9 protein-coding genes and 9 tRNA genes are annotated in these 16,077 nt (G+C 44.0%); 5 read left to right on the top strand and 13 right to left on the bottom strand.

Features of this window, described 5'->3' with window-relative positions; translation table 11 throughout:
- Positions 1-3 precede the first annotated feature (3 nt).
- The 3 genes from nirB to OCU50_RS14760 all read right to left on the bottom strand — a co-directional run bounded on the left by nirB (position 4) and on the right by OCU50_RS14760 (position 3,259).
- The gene (gene nirB, locus OCU50_RS14770) at positions 4-2,577 is read right to left on the bottom strand and encodes a nitrite reductase large subunit NirB (protein ID WP_060466699.1); all 2,574 of its coding nucleotides are present in this window, start codon (positions 2,575-2,577) and stop codon (positions 4-6) included.
- Positions 2,578-3,033: 456 nt separating this feature from the next.
- Positions 3,034-3,107, bottom strand: a tRNA-Cys gene (locus tag OCU50_RS14765).
- Between the two features lie 65 nt (positions 3,108-3,172).
- Positions 3,173-3,259, bottom strand: a tRNA-Leu gene (locus OCU50_RS14760).
- Positions 3,260-3,832: 573 nt separating this feature from the next.
- Between OCU50_RS14760 and OCU50_RS14755 the strand changes: the two genes are divergently transcribed.
- From OCU50_RS14755 to OCU50_RS14740, 4 genes are all read left to right on the top strand, one after another.
- Entirely contained in the window at positions 3,833-5,464 is a 1,632-nt protein-coding gene (locus OCU50_RS14755; protein WP_060466698.1) for a methyl-accepting chemotaxis protein, read from the top strand.
- Positions 5,465-5,608: 144 nt separating this feature from the next.
- Positions 5,609-6,838 (top strand): alanine racemase, encoded by a 1,230-nt coding sequence (gene alr / locus OCU50_RS14750; RefSeq protein WP_060466697.1) that lies wholly within the window; start codon positions 5,609-5,611, stop codon positions 6,836-6,838.
- 243 nt (positions 6,839-7,081) lie between these two features.
- On the top strand, positions 7,082-7,813 hold the full coding sequence (locus OCU50_RS14745; RefSeq protein WP_060466696.1) for an AzlC family ABC transporter permease: 732 nt from the start codon (positions 7,082-7,084) through the stop codon (positions 7,811-7,813).
- Entirely contained in the window at positions 7,810-8,118 is a 309-nt protein-coding gene (locus OCU50_RS14740) for an AzlD family protein (protein ID WP_017058216.1), read from the top strand. Before OCU50_RS14745 ends, OCU50_RS14740 begins: the two co-directional genes overlap by 4 nt.
- Before the next feature lie 244 nt (positions 8,119-8,362).
- Here the strand turns inward: OCU50_RS14740 and OCU50_RS14735 are convergent.
- The 3 genes from OCU50_RS14735 to OCU50_RS14725 all read right to left on the bottom strand — a co-directional run bounded on the left by OCU50_RS14735 (position 8,363) and on the right by OCU50_RS14725 (position 8,734).
- Positions 8,363-8,438 (bottom strand) — tRNA-Gly (locus tag OCU50_RS14735).
- Between the two features lie 51 nt (positions 8,439-8,489).
- Positions 8,490-8,563: transfer RNA gene (locus OCU50_RS14730), tRNA-Cys, on the bottom strand.
- Positions 8,564-8,647: 84 nt separating this feature from the next.
- Positions 8,648-8,734: transfer RNA gene (locus OCU50_RS14725), tRNA-Leu, on the bottom strand.
- 348 nt (positions 8,735-9,082) lie between these two features.
- Between OCU50_RS14725 and OCU50_RS14720 the strand changes: the two genes are divergently transcribed.
- Positions 9,083-9,871, top strand: coding sequence for a lipase family protein (locus tag OCU50_RS14720; protein ID WP_060466695.1), 789 nt, complete (start codon positions 9,083-9,085; stop codon positions 9,869-9,871).
- Positions 9,872-9,966: 95 nt separating this feature from the next.
- Here OCU50_RS14720 and OCU50_RS14715 read toward each other — a convergent pair whose 3' ends face one another.
- From OCU50_RS14715 to OCU50_RS14685, 7 genes are all read right to left on the bottom strand, one after another.
- Positions 9,967-11,856, bottom strand: coding sequence for a methyl-accepting chemotaxis protein (locus OCU50_RS14715; protein WP_438947074.1), 1,890 nt, complete (start codon positions 11,854-11,856; stop codon positions 9,967-9,969).
- A gap of 303 nt (positions 11,857-12,159) precedes the next feature.
- Positions 12,160-12,233, bottom strand: a tRNA-Cys gene (locus tag OCU50_RS14710).
- Positions 12,234-12,297: 64 nt separating this feature from the next.
- Positions 12,298-12,384, bottom strand: a tRNA-Leu gene (locus OCU50_RS14705).
- A gap of 80 nt (positions 12,385-12,464) precedes the next feature.
- Positions 12,465-12,540: transfer RNA gene (locus OCU50_RS14700), tRNA-Gly, on the bottom strand.
- Between the two features lie 57 nt (positions 12,541-12,597).
- Positions 12,598-12,671 (bottom strand) — tRNA-Cys (locus tag OCU50_RS14695).
- Positions 12,672-12,868: 197 nt separating this feature from the next.
- Entirely contained in the window at positions 12,869-14,314 is a 1,446-nt protein-coding gene (gene viaA, locus OCU50_RS14690; RefSeq protein ID WP_060469653.1) for an ATPase RavA stimulator ViaA, read from the bottom strand.
- 12 nt (positions 14,315-14,326) lie between these two features.
- A complete protein-coding gene (locus tag OCU50_RS14685; RefSeq protein WP_060469652.1) occupies positions 14,327-15,982 on the bottom strand; it encodes an ATPase RavA domain-containing protein in 1,656 nt (551 codons plus the stop codon).
- Between the last annotated feature and the right edge of the window lie 95 nt (positions 15,983-16,077).

Raw genomic sequence — 16,077 nt, 5'->3', positions numbered from 1 at the left:
CCGTTACACCGTTTCTACGTGAATGATGTCGCCTTGATGCCTTGAAGTAATGGCTTCAGAATATTTCTCAGTGAATGTCGCTGGACGGTGTTGTTCACGGCCATCATCAACAAACACAACGTTTGCATCACGTTCGTCAGCATTGATGAAGTGTGCAAAGCGTTTAAGTTGAGCTTCATCGTTGAGTGTATCTGTCCACTCACAAGCAAAGTTATCAACCAAGCCTGCAATGTCAGTTTCAAGCTGGTCATTGATGCCAAGCTTGTTGTCTACAATCACTTCACGTAGGTAATCAACACCACCTTCTAGGTTGTCCATCCATACCGATGTACGTTGTAGTGGCGCAGCCGTGCGGATGTAAAACATCATGAAACGGTCGATGTACTTGATCAGCGTTTCTTGGTCTAGGTCACTTGCCAGTAAGTCTGCGTGACGAGGCTTCATACCACCGTTGCCACACACGTACATGTTCCAACCAGCATCAGTCGCGATAATACCTAAGTCTTTACCTTGAGCTTCTGCACATTCACGAGTACAGCCAGACACACCAAACTTCATCTTATGAGGAGTACGGATGCCTTTGTAACGGTTCTCGATCATCACGCCTAGGCCAACTGAATCTTGAACGCCGTAACGACACCAAGTAGAACCAACACATGTCTTCGCCATACGAAGTGCTTTTGCGTAAGCTTGACCCGTTTCGTAACCTGCAGCGATTAACTTCTTCCAGATTGCTGGTAAGTCATCTTTCTGAGCACCGAATAGACCGATACGCTGTGCACCCGTGATCTTGGTGTACAGATTGTATTCAGCCGCCACATCAGCAAGAACGCTTAACGCTTGAGGCGTTACTTCACCACCCGCCATACGAGGGATAACAGAATAAGTACCGTCTTTTTGCATGTTACCTAGGAAGTTATCGTTGGTATCGTGCAGCTTCACTAGTTCAGGCTTAAGGATGTGTTCACCCCAGCAAGAAGCAAGGATAGAACCCGCTAGAGGCTTACATACTTCACAGCCGTAGCCTTTACCATACTTCTCAAGTAGCTCGTCGAATGTTTTGATTTCTTCAATACGAATCAGGTGGAAAAGCTCTTGGCGAGAGTAAGCAAAGTGCTCACACACGTCGTTCTTCACTTCTACACCAGCTTTAGCAAGTTCAGCGTTTAGTACTGAAGTCACCAGTGGTATACAACCACCACAGCCCGTACCCGCACCCGTTACTGCTTTGATATCACCGATGGTGTGATGACCTTCAGCAACCGCTTGAGCGATCTTGCCTTTAGTCACATCGAAACAAGAACAGATAACTGCAGATTCAGGAAGCGAGTCCGCGCCAAGTGTTGGCTTTTCAGCGCCAGCGTGAGCAGGAAGAATCAATACATCAGGGTGTTCTGGTAGGTCGATTTCGTTCAGCATAAGCTGTAAAAGATCGCCGTAGTCAGACGTATCACCAACCATTACCGCACCAAGCAGTTTCTTGTTGTCTTCAGAAACAATTAGGCGTTTGTAAACTTCTGATTCTTCGTTTTGGTAAACGTAGCTCTTACAACCAGGAGTACGGCCATTTGCGTCACCGATAGAACCCACTTTCACGCCAAGAAGCTTCAGCTTCGCAGACATGTCAGCACCTTCAAATGTGCTTTCATTGCCAACAACGTGGTCAACAGCAACTGTCGCCATTTTGTAACCAGGAGCAACAAGGCCGTAGAACGTTTGGTTCCAAGACGCACACTCACCGATAGCGTAGATGTCTTTATCAGTCGTTTGACAGTGATCGTTAATCTCGATACCGCCACGAGGCGCGATACCCAAACCCATTTGACGAGCAAGTTTGTCTTGTGGGCGGATACCAGCAGAGAATACGATGAAATCAGTTTCTAGCTCGGTACCGTCTGCAAAACGCATCACGTTACGAGCTTCAGTGCCTTCAGGAGCAATCTCAAGCGTGTTTTTGCTTGTATGTACGTTTACGCCCATACGTTCGATTTTTTGACGAAGTTGGTTGCCACCTGCTTGGTCAAGCTGCTCAGCCATTAGCTTAGGAGCAAACTCAACAACGTGTGTTGTCACGCCAAGCGCTTTTAGTGCACCTGCCGCTTCAAGGCCAAGTAGGCCACCACCAACAACAACACCCGACTTAGAGTTCTTAGCCGTTGCTTCGATCGCTTTCAGGTCTTCAATAGTGCGGTACACGAAACAGTCTTTGCCTTCGTTGCCTTTAATTGGCGGTACGAACGGGAAAGAACCGGTAGCAAGGATGAGTTTGTCGTATTGGATTTCACGACCAGTGCTTGAGTAAACGGTTTTCTTTTCACGGTTAACGTTGATAGCACGTTCGCCGATCAGCATGGTGATGCCGTGTTTCTCGTAAAAGCCTTCTTTAACTAGAGAAAGTTCGTCCGCAGTGTGGTGTGAAAAATAAGAAGAAAGGTGCACACGATCATAGGCTACACGAGGCTCTTCACAGAACACCGTGATGTCCATGTAAGCCACATCTGTCTTCTCGACTAAATCTTCGATATAGCGATGACCAACCATCCCATTACCGATTACGACTAGCTTCATCTTGCTCATAAGAATTCCTGAAGGTTATATATTTCTCAACTGAGCGAATAATGAATTATGAAAGAAAATGAAAATATGATGTAAATCAATTACGAAATAGAACTACCCAAAAGGGGTAGAACAAAAGAGGTAGAAGTCGCTGTCCTTTCATTATTCATAACGAATAACCATAGATATGACAAGGTTTAAGGGCGGTTTATCGTCACTTTGATGTACGACAGAGTGCGTTGTAATATTTCATAATAGACTAGTAACAACAAAAATAAATAACAATCATTTTCATTTATAACGATAAGATATGTAATAACGGATGAAAGCGTTACAGAATCATGAGTAACTATATATAAATGTGAAGAACTTATCGACTTAGGCAAACAAGCGTAGAACGATGATAGAAAACGAAAATATATCAAATTGCAGATAGCAAAAAGGCCAGCATTTTAGCTGACCTTTCAGTTTGAATAATGGAGGCGCCTCCCGGAGTCGAACCGAGGTCCACGGATTTGCAATCCGCTGCATAGCCACTCTGCCAAGGCGCCTTCAAGCCGTGTTTTAAGAGAACGACTCTGTAGATTCCTACCCAACAAGGTAACAATCAAATAGATGGTGCCCCGGGCCGGACTTGAACCGGCACAACGCGAACGTCGAGGGATTTTAAATCCCTTGTGTCTACCAATTCCACCACCAGGGCACGCAATTCTTTATTGCGATAATCGGCACCATAGTCTAAACAGACTTACATCCAATTTTCGTAAGATTACTTTCTCTAGGGCCATTGCCTGAGAACGAGATGCACTTTAACTGATTAAAGTAATGAGTCAATAATAAATTTATTTATTTTATTCAACCGGTTATAAAACAATCTAACCAACGATCTTTCAATCTCACATAGAACAAGAATAACGCAAGAAGCATCAATACGTATATGGCTCACAAACGTTGTTCGTAAAGCAACTAGTTAGCATTGATTTTCAAAAAAAACATTAACTGTCTTAACTCCCCCCTTAATAATTAAGGCCCTTAGCCTGACACTCATTCTTACCAAACATTAGAACTCACTACTGATAAATCCATAACTAGTATAATCAGACTCTTACAAAATCATTGACATTTTTTATTTTCATTTGAAGCTCAATTCATTATCGAAAATATCAGTAATAAATGGTACGTTACATCCGTTGCAGTAATTTAATGGACAAATATCACATATAGGGAAGTGGTTTACTTTGGCGACACAACATAAGACCAACAAGGTATATCACCAATGTCTATCAAGAACCTTTCTATAGCGAAAAAGATATCGCTATCATTTTTACTTATTGCCATTGTCAACATTGCGTTTGGCGTATTTTTATCTACAGAGCTCAAAAGTATTAAAACTGAACTATTAAATTATACTGATGATACTCTGCCTGCAATGGAAAGAGTAGACGCTATTCGAGATCACATGTCTCTCTGGCGCCGTACTCAATTTGCGACTTATACCTATGAAGATGCTGACAAAATCAGAAATAAAATCGCCAGTAACATTCGCGAACGCGAGAAAATCAGTCAAGACCTACACGCTTACGGTGAGACAATTTGGCCAGGTGAAGAGCAACAAACTTACCAGCGTCTTATGCGTCAGTGGAAACAGTATTTGGTCACTATGGACAAGTACAACGAAGCGATGATAGCCAACGACAAAAGCAAGGCCCAACCAATCTTGGCCAATTCATTATCTTCGTTTAAAGCGGTTGACTCTGAGCTAGGCGAACTGATTCGACTGCTTAAAAATGCCATGGATAGCAATAAAACTCGTATCCTTTCTTCAGTAAACGGATTAAGCAATTCATCGATCGCGAGCAATATCATTATTCTATTGATTATGGTTGGCATGACGTATGCGCTAACACTGTTGATTTGCGGCCCACTCAAACTTGTTGTTGAGCAAGCAAACGCGATCGCAACCGGTGACTTATCAAGCGATATTGACCGTAAAGCGATAGGCAATGATGAACTTGGTGAGCTAGCTGATGCGACCACGAAGATGCAAGACGATTTACGCCAAGTAATCGACAACGTTATTTCAGCTGTGACTCAGTTAAGTAGCGCAGTAGAAGAGATGAACCAAATCTCTGATATTTCGGCATCAGGGATGAAAGACCAACAGATGCAAATCACGCACGTTGCAACTGCAATGACAGAAATGAAAGCAGCGGTAGCCGACGTAGCACGTAACACTGAAGATTCAGCGAACCATGCTAACGAAGCGAACCGTCGCACACAGCACGGCGTTCGTGAAACTCAAAGCATGGTTGACTCGATTCAAGAAGTTTCAAACGTTATTGGTGCCGCTGGGGATACTGTAGCGGAACTAGAACAGCAATCGAACAAAATTAACGTTATCGTAGATGTTATTCGCGACATTGCCGATCAAACTAACCTACTTGCGCTTAACGCTGCAATTGAGGCTGCACGCGCTGGTGAATCTGGTCGTGGCTTTGCGGTGGTTGCAGACGAGGTTCGAACACTTGCTGGTCGTACACAAGATTCAACCAGTGAAATCACTGCGATCATTGAACAGCTCCAATCGCTTGCGAAAGACGCAAAATCTGCCACAGAACTTTCTAGAAGCAGCATTTCAGAATGTGCAGATCAAGGAGTTCAATCGAAACAACTGATGAGCGACATTGAGCACTCTATTTCTGACATCTCAGACATGGGTAGCCAAATCGCGACCGCTTGTAACCAACAGGACTCAGTTGCAGAAGAGCTTAACCGAAGCATTGAAAATATACATTTGGCCTCTCAAGAAGTATCACAAGGTTCAGATCAAACCGCTCAAGCTTGCCGCGAGCTAAGCCAGCTGTCTATTTCTCTTAAAGATGTGATGGGTCGCTTCAAACTAAGTTAATCCGACTCTAGGTTAATCTAGCACTAGGTTAAATCACCGCTCCTCAAAAAACGCTCCAAATAACCACTTGGAGCGTTTTACTTCGTCAGGTATTCTCCCAAAAGAATCAATAACATAACCAATAAAAATGCGTACGGAGACTTTATGCACTTAAATAAAACCTTACTAGCACTTACCATCGCCGCGGCAACTTTTGCGCCAGCGATGCAAGCAACAGCAGCCCCTCTTCAGATCACCAATGCCGCAGTAAAAGCAGAGCAAGTTCAAGGTGCTAACGCTTGGTTAGAAGTAAACTTGAGTCAGTTCCAAGAAAATATTGAACAGTTTAAATCACACATGGATGGCAAAACAAAAATATGCGCAGTGATGAAAGCCGACGCCTACGGCAATGGCATCGCCGGTCTCATGCCGACCATCATAGAACAGAACATCCCATGTGTTGCGATCGCAAGTAATGCAGAAGCGAAAACCGTTCGTGATAGTGGCTTTAAAGGTCAACTTATGCGTGTACGCTCTGCTGACATTGGTGAAATTGAAGCGGCAATCGACCTCAATGTCGAAGAGCTTATTGGCAGTACTGAGCAAGCGAAAGCATTGTCTAAGTTAGCAGAAAAAACCGATAAAGAAGTTAAGATTCACCTTGCTCTAAACGACGGCGGTATGGGGCGAAATGGCGTGGATATGACAACCGAAGAAGGTCAACAAGAAGCGCTAGAGATCGCTCAACAAAATGGCATTAACATTGTCGGTATTATGACTCACTTCCCAAACTACAATGCGGACGATGTTCGTCAAAAGTTAGCTTCATTTAAAAACAGCTCAGCATGGCTTATTAAAGAAGCGGATCTAAAGCGTGAAGACATTTTATTGCACGTTGCAAACTCTTATACCGCGCTTAATGTTCCAGAAGCACAACTTGATATGGTTCGTCCAGGTGGCGTTTTATATGGTGATTTACCAACCAACCCAGAATACCCCTCAATCGTGTCTTTCAAAACACGCATCGCATCACTTCACCATCTACCAAAGAATAGTACTGTCGGCTACGACAGCAGTTACAAGACAAGTAAAGAGAGCTTAATGGCGAATATTCCTGTTGGCTACTCTGACGGTTACCCGAGAAAAATGGGCAATACAGCAGAAGTACTCATCAATGGCCAACGCGCTAAGGTTACGGGTGTGGCTTCAATGAACACTACCATGGTTGATGTCTCCGATATCAAAGATGTCGCTCCGGGCTCCGAAGTTGTGCTATTCGGTTCTCAGCAAGGCAAGACCATTACCGCTGCGGAAATTGAAAATAACTCACAAGTGATCTTCCCTGAGCTATACACTATTTGGGGCACTGCAAACCCTCGTGTATATGTAAAGTAAACTAATTCGATCTTCCTAACAGAATTATAAAGCGAGCCTCGTGCTCGCTTTCTTATTTAATGGTTTTCCCATGTTATTGATTAAATTAGGCTTTCAAAATTCTATCTTCGCTAACGCTTATGTGTTTTTATCTGCGACATAACGTTTGAAAGCCTATCCAATTGATGTTAAACATGCAGTTTACAAAATAACAACAAGATCCTTCCATGGCTCTGCCCTTTTGCCTGCTGGCTAGGAACCTCTATGACAGAAAATACTCAACACCTTCAACGCTCCTCAACTGAATTACACGAATTTACACGAATCGACGTCTGGAACGGCTTCACCCAACTTTTGCCTCTCTCTATGTTTGTGATCGTTTTTGGCCTCGCATTCGGTGTTGCAGCGGCACAAACAGGGCTGGATGAGTTTCCAACTCTGTTAATGAGCACTCTCGTTTTTGCAGGTGCTTCACAGTTTGCTACGTTGGATATGTGGGGAGCAGAAGTGCCCCTTATTCCAGTTCTTATTACCGTATTTGCGATCAATGCTCGCCACCTTTTGATGGGGGCCACGCTATATCCTTGGTTACGTCAACTCCCACCGGCAAAACGATATGGTGTGATGTTAGTAGCTTCGGACGCAAACTGGGCAATGGCACTCAATGCATTTGGGAGGAAAGAGCCGGGATTTGGCTTGCTCGTTGGTGGTGGTTTAGCACTTTGGTCATTTTGGATTATTGGCACTTGGGTTGGAATTTACTTTGGTAGCGCAATCCAAGATCCTGTGAGTCTTGGGCTCGATATGGTTATGGGCTGTTTTTTACTTTCCATGGTGGTAGTCGGGCCTAAAAGCTTAAGAATTTTTGCTATTTGGACGACTGCAGCAGCGTCTTCAATGCTGGCGTATTGGTATTTACCAGAAAATAGCCATGTTGTAGTTGGTGCTATCTCTGGCGGAGTCTTGGGTGCTTGTTGGAAGGAGAAAAAAGCATGAATATCGAGACGAGCGTAGGTGGAACACTACTAATAATCATCGCAATGGCATTAGTCACGCTTATCACCCGCTGGGGTGGTGTGTATGTCATGTCGTTTGTTCCAATTAGCGAACGTATTCAACGTTTCATCAGTGCGATGTCAGGTTCTGTATTAGTTGCCCTTCTAGCACCTCTTGCAGTAGAAGGTGACAACGGCGCTAGAGCGGCACTCTTTTCGACAGCTGTCGTCATGTTCATCGTCAAAAAGCCTCTACCAGCAATCGCAGCAGGCATCATTGCCGCGGCGGCAATGCGATCTTTTTAGCTGTTGTCACTACTACGGAACTCCCTCAAATAACGAAGCCACAGCTAAGCCTTGGTAACATCTTTCGATACTATCAAGGCTTACCCAATACCTAAAACACCTGAAAGTGACTGATATAAATCAAGTGATAAATCATTGAAGAGAGATAAATTTATTAATCTTCAGATACAAAAAAACCAGCTTTCGCTGGTTTTAGTTAATGCTTTTAGCATCAAGATATCGTAATTACCATATCTGAATAGTTTGGAGCGATACATCGGGTTCGAACCGATGACCTCAACCTTGGCAAGGTTGCGCTCTACCAACTGAGCTAGTATCGCAATTTTATTCTTCGTACTTACCTCTTCTTGTAAACAAAGAGTAAGAGAGAATGGAGGCGCCTCCCGGAGTCGAACCGAGGTCCACGGATTTGCAATCCGCTGCATAGCCACTCTGCCAAGGCGCCTTTATCAACATAACAATATATTGAAGTGTTTAAAGAGAACAACTCTTCGTTCATCACTCTACTCAAAAGTAGAAGCTAGATAGATGGTGCCCCGGGCCGGACTTGAACCGGCACAGCGCGAACGCCGAGGGATTTTAAATCCCTTGTGTCTACCAATTCCACCACCAGGGCAACGCAATCTTGCGATGCCGATTACTGAAAAGTAAAACACCATCTCTCTGCGACCTAAGCCGTGAGAACGAGATGTACTTTAACGGATGAAAAAAATTCGTCAACAATAAGTTTTATCTTTTAATTCAAATGATTAATTATCACTCTCCAAAGAATAAATTTGATTCGGATTGTACGGTTTTTATACGCCATTCTCTGATTTAACAGTGTAATTGACTAACCATGATTAGCTTTAGCGACTGCGGCCTATTTCGGCTTTTCTGTCATGAATCAAACAAATGGTGTTTTCATGTGCTTTTCACATTCAACAACTAGAGTTTTAAGTAACTCTTATTAAGAAGTAAAAATGTGAAACCATTAAAACGATACCAATATGAGCGCTACGCCGTTCTCTGTAACCTCGCCTACCCCCGGGTTTTCAAGCAAACTCGTTATGGTTTCGACCCTAATGGACAACGCATCATAAAGAACCAGTTTGGCAAAACCATGATTCGCGTGTTGTGGAGCAGCGACAAAGATGAAGTGGTTGTGGTTATCAAAGGATCGCACAGCATCTCAGATTGGTTACTGACTTTTGCTCTATGGACAAGAAGTTGCAAAAGAATTGGGCTCAATTATCGTGTTCATGCAGGTTTCTATCATCTAATGTTTCAAGAAAGCCAACCAAACAGGAATGAAGATAAGCTCGGCTTGACGGTAATCGAACGATTGGAAACGACGCTCATCCCTCTTTTAGAACAAGGCAAAAGAATCTCCATTACGGGTCACTCTTCCGGTGGTGCGATTGGTTGCGTGTTTGCCGACTACTTTGACCAGAAATACCCAGGTTGCATCAAACGAATCGTGACCTTTGGACAACCTGCGATTGGTGACTGGAGTTTTCGAAAGCACTATCGTTTGCGTAAGAAAACCTACCGCATCTGTTGTGACATCGACATCGTGACCTTCATGCCGCCCGTACCTTTACTGTATTGGCATGTAGGAAAGGTACTTTGGCTCTACAACGGCAGAATCTATGAGAATACGCCAACCTTCATTCGTCTTGGACGATCTATTTTTAGCTGGTTGATACGACCTTTCTCTTATCACTTGATGAGCAAATATATCCGCAATAAGGATTTCTTTGACCAACACTGAGCATCTCTTAAATCGAATAAAGAAAGAGCACAGACTTATTACAGCCTGTGCTCTTTTTAGTATCGAACTTATGTTGATGCTTATTTATCTATCTATTAAAGCTTAAATCGTGACAACTCTTGCTTCAAATCGCTGGCTAAGTGGCTAAGCTGATCCGCTTGTGAAACAGCATCAGTTGCGTCCAACGCCATAACATCACTCACTTCACGCACAGACTCAGTATTGGTATTAATTTCCGCGGTAACCAGTGATTGCTCTTCAGCAGCAGAAGCGATCTGAGTCGCCATGTCGCTGATCATCTGAATCGCTTCACGGATTTGAGCCAAGCTCTCTCCTGCCATATCTACATCGTGCACGCTTGTCTTCGCCATATCATGACTTTGTGTCATCACTTTCACCGCACCATTGGTCGCTTGCTGCAAACGCTTGATCTTGTCTTCGATCTCTTCTGTTGAAGCATGAGTGCGTTGAGAAAGCACTCGAACCTCATCCGCAACCACAGCAAAACCACGACCTTGTTCGCCAGCTCTAGCGGCTTCAATCGCTGCATTGAGCGCTAGTAAATTCGTTTGCTCAGCGATTTCACGTATTGTCGCCAAAATAGACGCAATTTGCTGACCGTGTTCTTCCAACTCACTAATGATAGATACAGCACTGGTTAGCTCGGTTGCAAGCTCGTTGATAGAAGATTGACTCTTGGCCATTTGTTGGAAGCCTTGCTCGCTCAATTCAACAGAATGAGTCGCACTTTTGGCTGTGTTATCAGCGTTAGCAGCAATTTCAGAGGTCGCCGTCGCCATCTCAGTCACTGCGGTTGCCACCATGGTGATTTCGTCTTGCTGCCTGCTTACGCTATCACTACGCTTCAATGCGCTGCTATTGGCGTGCTCTGCACCATTGTTCATGGCAGTTGAAACTCGGGTGACGTTTGTCATCATTCCATGAAGTCGGTCTACGAACACATTAAACTTATCGGCGAGTTGCCCTACTTCGTCTTTGCTCGATACTTGAAGGCGCTTCGTTAAATCACCTTCGCCTTCAGCAATATCCGCCAAAGCTTCACTTACTCGCCCTAACTCCACCAGCTGTCGAGCAACAAACCAAGACGTTGCTACCGCCATCACGATCAATACAATCAAGCCTGTTGTAACTTGGCTCACTAACATATCGAACAGTGGTTGCTCCAATACATCTTTATCCATTTCAATAACAAGCAACCAGTCGGTGCCATTGATTGGTTCCGCCATGATCACGCGTTCGTTACCATCAACTTGAGTAAAGATCGTCGTTAGACTCTGCGCAGCGTTGTTTAAACCAGAAACACTGAGTTCAGGTGCGATCTCATTAACTTGTTTAAGAATGAACTCTTTGTTTTGGTGCGCAACGACCGTACCTTCTTTATCAATGAGAATCGCACGTCCATTTCCTGGAACCTGAATCGCCAATACGTCTTTAATCAGCTTATCCAACGCAAGGTTTGAAGCGGCAACACCAATAATAGAGCCGTTTTCAGTGACAGGGTCAGTAAGTGTTACCACTAACGCTTGCATTGTGACGCTAACATACGGCTTTGTTGTTACGGCTTTATTCTGAGCCAAAGTCTCTTTATACCAACCTCGGACTCTTGGGTCATAGCCCGCTTTATTAAGCGAAGGATCATGACGAAACATCTCCCCCTCTTTATTACCGTAATAACTCAATCCAAAGCCACCAGATACAAGGGTTTGACGCAAATGAGGGACAATATCTAATGATGGATTAAGTTGCACTTGCTGTTTTAAGCCATGCACGGCTTGTTTCTTATCATGGAACCAATCACTGATCCCTTTCGCGTGTGCTTGCAATGTATTGCGGCTCTCGCTTTCTATCGCTTGCCAGGTGTTGTTTTGAAAGGTTTTATAACCCATAAAAAGAAGAATGGCAGATGTCACTGCAATCGCCAAAACGACAGAGAAAACCATTTTCCTCTTTAGACTAAATTGCATATTAAGAACCTCTTATAGAGCAATTAAAGAAATATAGAGAAGAACACTATCACTCATACGCATGTTTTAATCAGGGGTATCCCATAAAAAAATGAAACAAATTGAGCATTATGTTTAATTGTGACTTCGATTTATTTACCGGTTTATCAACGACAGATGAATTGTAGATTTAATCGAAGATAACTCAGGGTAGAAGGTGTGACGTGATGCAAAGCAAATTGTTTAAGAAAAAATCGTGACTCAAAGACGGGGGAAGCCAGAAACGAAAAAAACCAGCCACAAGGACTGGTTTCTTCTAAATGATGGAGGCGCCTCCCGGAGTCGAACCGAGGTCCACGGATTTGCAATCCGCTGCATAGCCACTCTGCCAAGGCGCCTTCAATAGTGTTTTAAGAGAACAACTCTTTTGAATACTACCTAAAGAGGTAACAATCAAATAGATGGTGCCCCGGGCCGGACTTGAACCGGCACAACGCGAACGTCGAGGGATTTTAAATCCCTTGTGTCTACCAATTCCACCACCAGGGCACGCAATTCTTTATTGCGATGCCGATTACTGAAAAGTAAAACACCATCTTAATGTCAAAATGAATCGACATTACAAAATTTGGAGCGATACATCGGGTTCGAACCGATGACCTCAACCTTGGCAAGGTTGCGCTCTACCAACTGAGCTAGTATCGCAATGTCATTCTTCTTGCTTATCCCCTCTTGTAAACAACAAGAATAAGTAGGAGAGAATGGAGGCGCCTCCCGGAATCGAACCGAGGTCCACGGATTTGCAATCCGCTGCATAGCCACTCTGCCAAGGCGCCTTTAATTCAACGCTTTAAGGGCTTAGATTAGCCACACCGCTGCGTTCGGGTGCTTACTTTACGGATTGAAGGGCGATAGTCAAACAAAAAAGTGAATTTAAACTTCGCTTGCTGACATTTAAATCAAATTGCTGCATGTTCGATCTCTTTAGTCAAAAAACACACAGCAAAATGGGCCAAATTAAAGTGGTTTTGCACTACCACTTCTTCATAAAACGACCAACCAAGCTCGGGTGATACGCCCAACAATGATCAAACATCGTCATAAGTTGAGGGTTGCCGTATTTAGAAAGACTCACCGCATGGAAACGGTTTTTGTGCGCTTTGAGTTTCTCGACTTGAGCAATCATTTCATCAGACTGCTTAGGCGCGATAAAGTCAGAAAGTACAATCAAATCAGCATTCTTATATTTATCGCCCATCATCAAATCAATCGACTTCATCAGAACAGGCTCTAGATCCGTACCGCCGTGGAATGAGTAACTTAAAAAGTCACTCGCTTCGCGCAAGCCATCTTGTCGAGTCAATTCATAAGTAATGTGTTCTGAAGAGAACAAAATCACGTAACAGTCTCTCTCTTCCGCGAGCGCGATTTGCATCAAGGCATACGCCATTGCTTTGGCTGATTGCTCTGGGAAGCCACTCATTGAGCCAGACGCGTCCACACAAACGATGAATGGACCTTTTTCAATATCGACGTTCTTGCTATCTGGCTTTTGCGCCTTCACTTTGCGTAACGTACGAGACTTCCCTTGCGAACGGTAGCTCAATAAACGCTTGTCAGCCAAGTGCTTATAGAAGATAACTTCAAGCTCAGGGTAAGCTAAAAACATGGTTTCGTTTGGCAGCATTTTATTGAGGTCATCGCTCTCGTGAATCCCTACAATGTCATCAACCGCTTCATCGCTTTTCTCTTCCACCATTTGCAGTTCTTCTACAGGGGCTTTGTGCAACGAAGGATCATCTTCCTCACCAGCCATACGGCCAAGCTTTTCGGCGATCTCTTGAAGACCTTTATGCTTATTTAAAAACTCGGCATGGCGCTTCATTACGGTTAAGTCAGTTTTACTCAACTTAGCCGATGCCATATCCCACAAGCGCCCCACACTGCCTTCATCACCAGACTCCGTCACTTTATCCATGTTTTTCATGGTTTCCATGCGCTGGTATAGATCGGCTAAGACTTTCTCTTTGCTGGTTTCAAGTTCGGTAACTTGCGCTTGCTTGATCGCGTCGGACAGTGATTGATACCACTGGTCGCAGAAATAGTGCGGGAACATCGCATTGTAAACGCCCTTATTGTGTTCCATTAGGCGTCTAGCTTGAAGATAAAACGCTGAGTGCCACTCCAATTTTTTGATGACACTGTCAATTTCATCAAAAAACTGGGACTCATCCCAGTGGATCACTTCTTGGTAAAGTGCGATTTCTTCTTGGAATCGGTCTGTTTCACACACCTTGGTGACGCGTTTTTTCACTTTGCCGCGCCATTTAACCAAGTGGTTTTTTACCGACGTTTTCACGCCTTTGTTCTCAGCAGCCATCATGACCTGAGAACGAGCGATGAGATCATTCATCGCGGTATCTATGATGCCTGAGTCAGCAACCATTAAAGCAAGGTTTAAGCCGTCTGCTCCTAACATACTTGTCTCCCCTTACTCGAAGTACTGGCTCATGAACTTGATGCGTTGAGCGATCTTGCTGCTTTTCACCTTAGTGGTTTCCAAATCTTGTGTAACCGCTTGTAAGCTTGATTCCATCGCTTTAGGGAGCTCCGGGTCAATGTAGTTATGAGGCAGTGCATCATGGAATTCAGTGCGGACTCTTTTCAACTTAAACTCAGCTTCGGTTAACTGCTCTAACGCTCTCTCTGCGCCAGTCAGCCACTTGTTGTAAAGCTCTTGGTTTAAACCATCAGAGGTAACCACACTCACCAATACTGAACGATTCGCGATATCTTTGATGACCAATTGGTTCGATGCATCAAGATCCAGCTTCAAGCGACACAGATTCTTGTTTTCGTTTACGTAACCGTAAATATCCCCATGGCCTTCTTTTAGCACACGGTCAAAATCGTCTTTGGCTACGTATACCCAGCGGCTATCGCCTTTCTCAGATTCAGAAACTGACATGTTGCTTTGCAGCAGAACCAGTTTCACTAAGTTGTACGCGTTACCAACACTGTACATCTTCGCGTTCTTGATATCGTTTTGGTAAACGCCTTTACGCAGCAAGCCACTGGTAGACTCCATTGACAGCGACACTGACAATGTCGATTCAACGTCATCTTGAATCTCTTCTAGCTCTTCACGGGACATTTCGATTTGTGCTTTTGACTCTTGCTGATCGAACGCACGGTTCAATGCAAAGTCCTTTACCACGCTACGAACCACATCACGTGATTCGGGGCTGTGCCATAAACAATCTTGCAGAAGCATAATATCCAGAGGGTTTACGCTGTCTCGACCACTAAAGAAGGCGCTCGCTTTCAATAGTTTAACGGCTTTCTTCCAACGCCTATCTGATACATACAAATCAGATTCTGATGCTGAACCTTGCTTCTTAACTGTTTCCTCAAGCATGGTTTTCAGTTCATACAGCTTGTTAAACGAGTTATCGGTCAGCTCTAGCTTGTCGAGCTCTTTCTGCCACTGGTGGTATTCAATATCAGTAATCGCCAAACCTTTTGGAATCACAGCCTCTTGAGATGTGCCAGTCGTCAGCATCGATTTGAAGTTTTGTTTGTTTTGAATACGGTTTACAAACACGCGAACCAACATACGGTCATAAAGCGCTTCTAAGCCGCTGTCTTCGTCTGGAAGTTCATTCGATGCAGATACCAACAAGCGCATCGGTACACGCTCAATGTCACTGCCGTTCTTAAATGTTTTTTCGTTAACCACAGTTAGAAGTGTGTTCAGGATTGCAGGACCGGCTTTCCAGATCTCATCAAGGAACACAACTTGTGCGGTTGGTAGGTAGCCTTCAGTCAGTCGTACATAGCGACCGTTGTCTTTTAATTCTTGGATACTTAACGGGCCGAACACTTCCTCTGGCGTAGAGAAACGTGTCATCAAGTATTCGAAATAGCTGCTGTTATCAAAAGCCTGGATGAGACGTTTAGCGATAAGGCTTTTTGCGATGCCCGGAGGGCCTAATAGGAATACACTTTCGCCGGCGAGAGCCGCCAGTAAACAGAGCTTAATCGTGTCTTCTCTTTCATAGACACCATCTGAGAGAGCATGCGCTAATTTATTGATTCTTTCAGAGAGTAGCGCCTTGTCAGCATGTGAGGAAATAGAAGGGTTCATGCGTTACTCCGAAAATCTTTGAACTGTTGAGAGTGTAGATACGTTTTTATACATTTGTTAGCACTTTGTTACAAGTGCATTTTATTATTGAGTTG

Origin of the sequence: Vibrio toranzoniae, from assembly GCF_024347655.1 — a bacterium.
Taxonomy (GTDB): domain Bacteria; phylum Pseudomonadota; class Gammaproteobacteria; order Enterobacterales; family Vibrionaceae; genus Vibrio; species Vibrio toranzoniae.
Note: the sequence above shows the minus strand (reverse complement) of the source record. Positions and strands in the feature narration are given on the sequence as shown.

Coding starts and splice junctions, on each gene's coding strand:
- nirB (WP_060466699.1), bottom strand. CDS start 2,577: ATGAGCAAGATGAAGCTAGTCGTAATCGGTAATGGGATGGTTGGTCAT.
- OCU50_RS14755 (WP_060466698.1), top strand. CDS start 3,833: ATGTCTATCAAGAACCTTTCTATAGCGAAAAAGATATCGCTATCATTT.
- alr (WP_060466697.1), top strand. CDS start 5,609: ATGCACTTAAATAAAACCTTACTAGCACTTACCATCGCCGCGGCAACT.
- OCU50_RS14745 (WP_060466696.1), top strand. CDS start 7,082: ATGACAGAAAATACTCAACACCTTCAACGCTCCTCAACTGAATTACAC.
- OCU50_RS14740 (WP_017058216.1), top strand. CDS start 7,810: ATGAATATCGAGACGAGCGTAGGTGGAACACTACTAATAATCATCGCA.
- OCU50_RS14715 (WP_438947074.1), bottom strand. CDS start 11,856: ATGCAATTTAGTCTAAAGAGGAAAATGGTTTTCTCTGTCGTTTTGGCG.
- viaA (WP_060469653.1), bottom strand. CDS start 14,314: ATGTTAGGAGCAGACGGCTTAAACCTTGCTTTAATGGTTGCTGACTCA.
- OCU50_RS14685 (WP_060469652.1), bottom strand. CDS start 15,982: ATGAACCCTTCTATTTCCTCACATGCTGACAAGGCGCTACTCTCTGAA.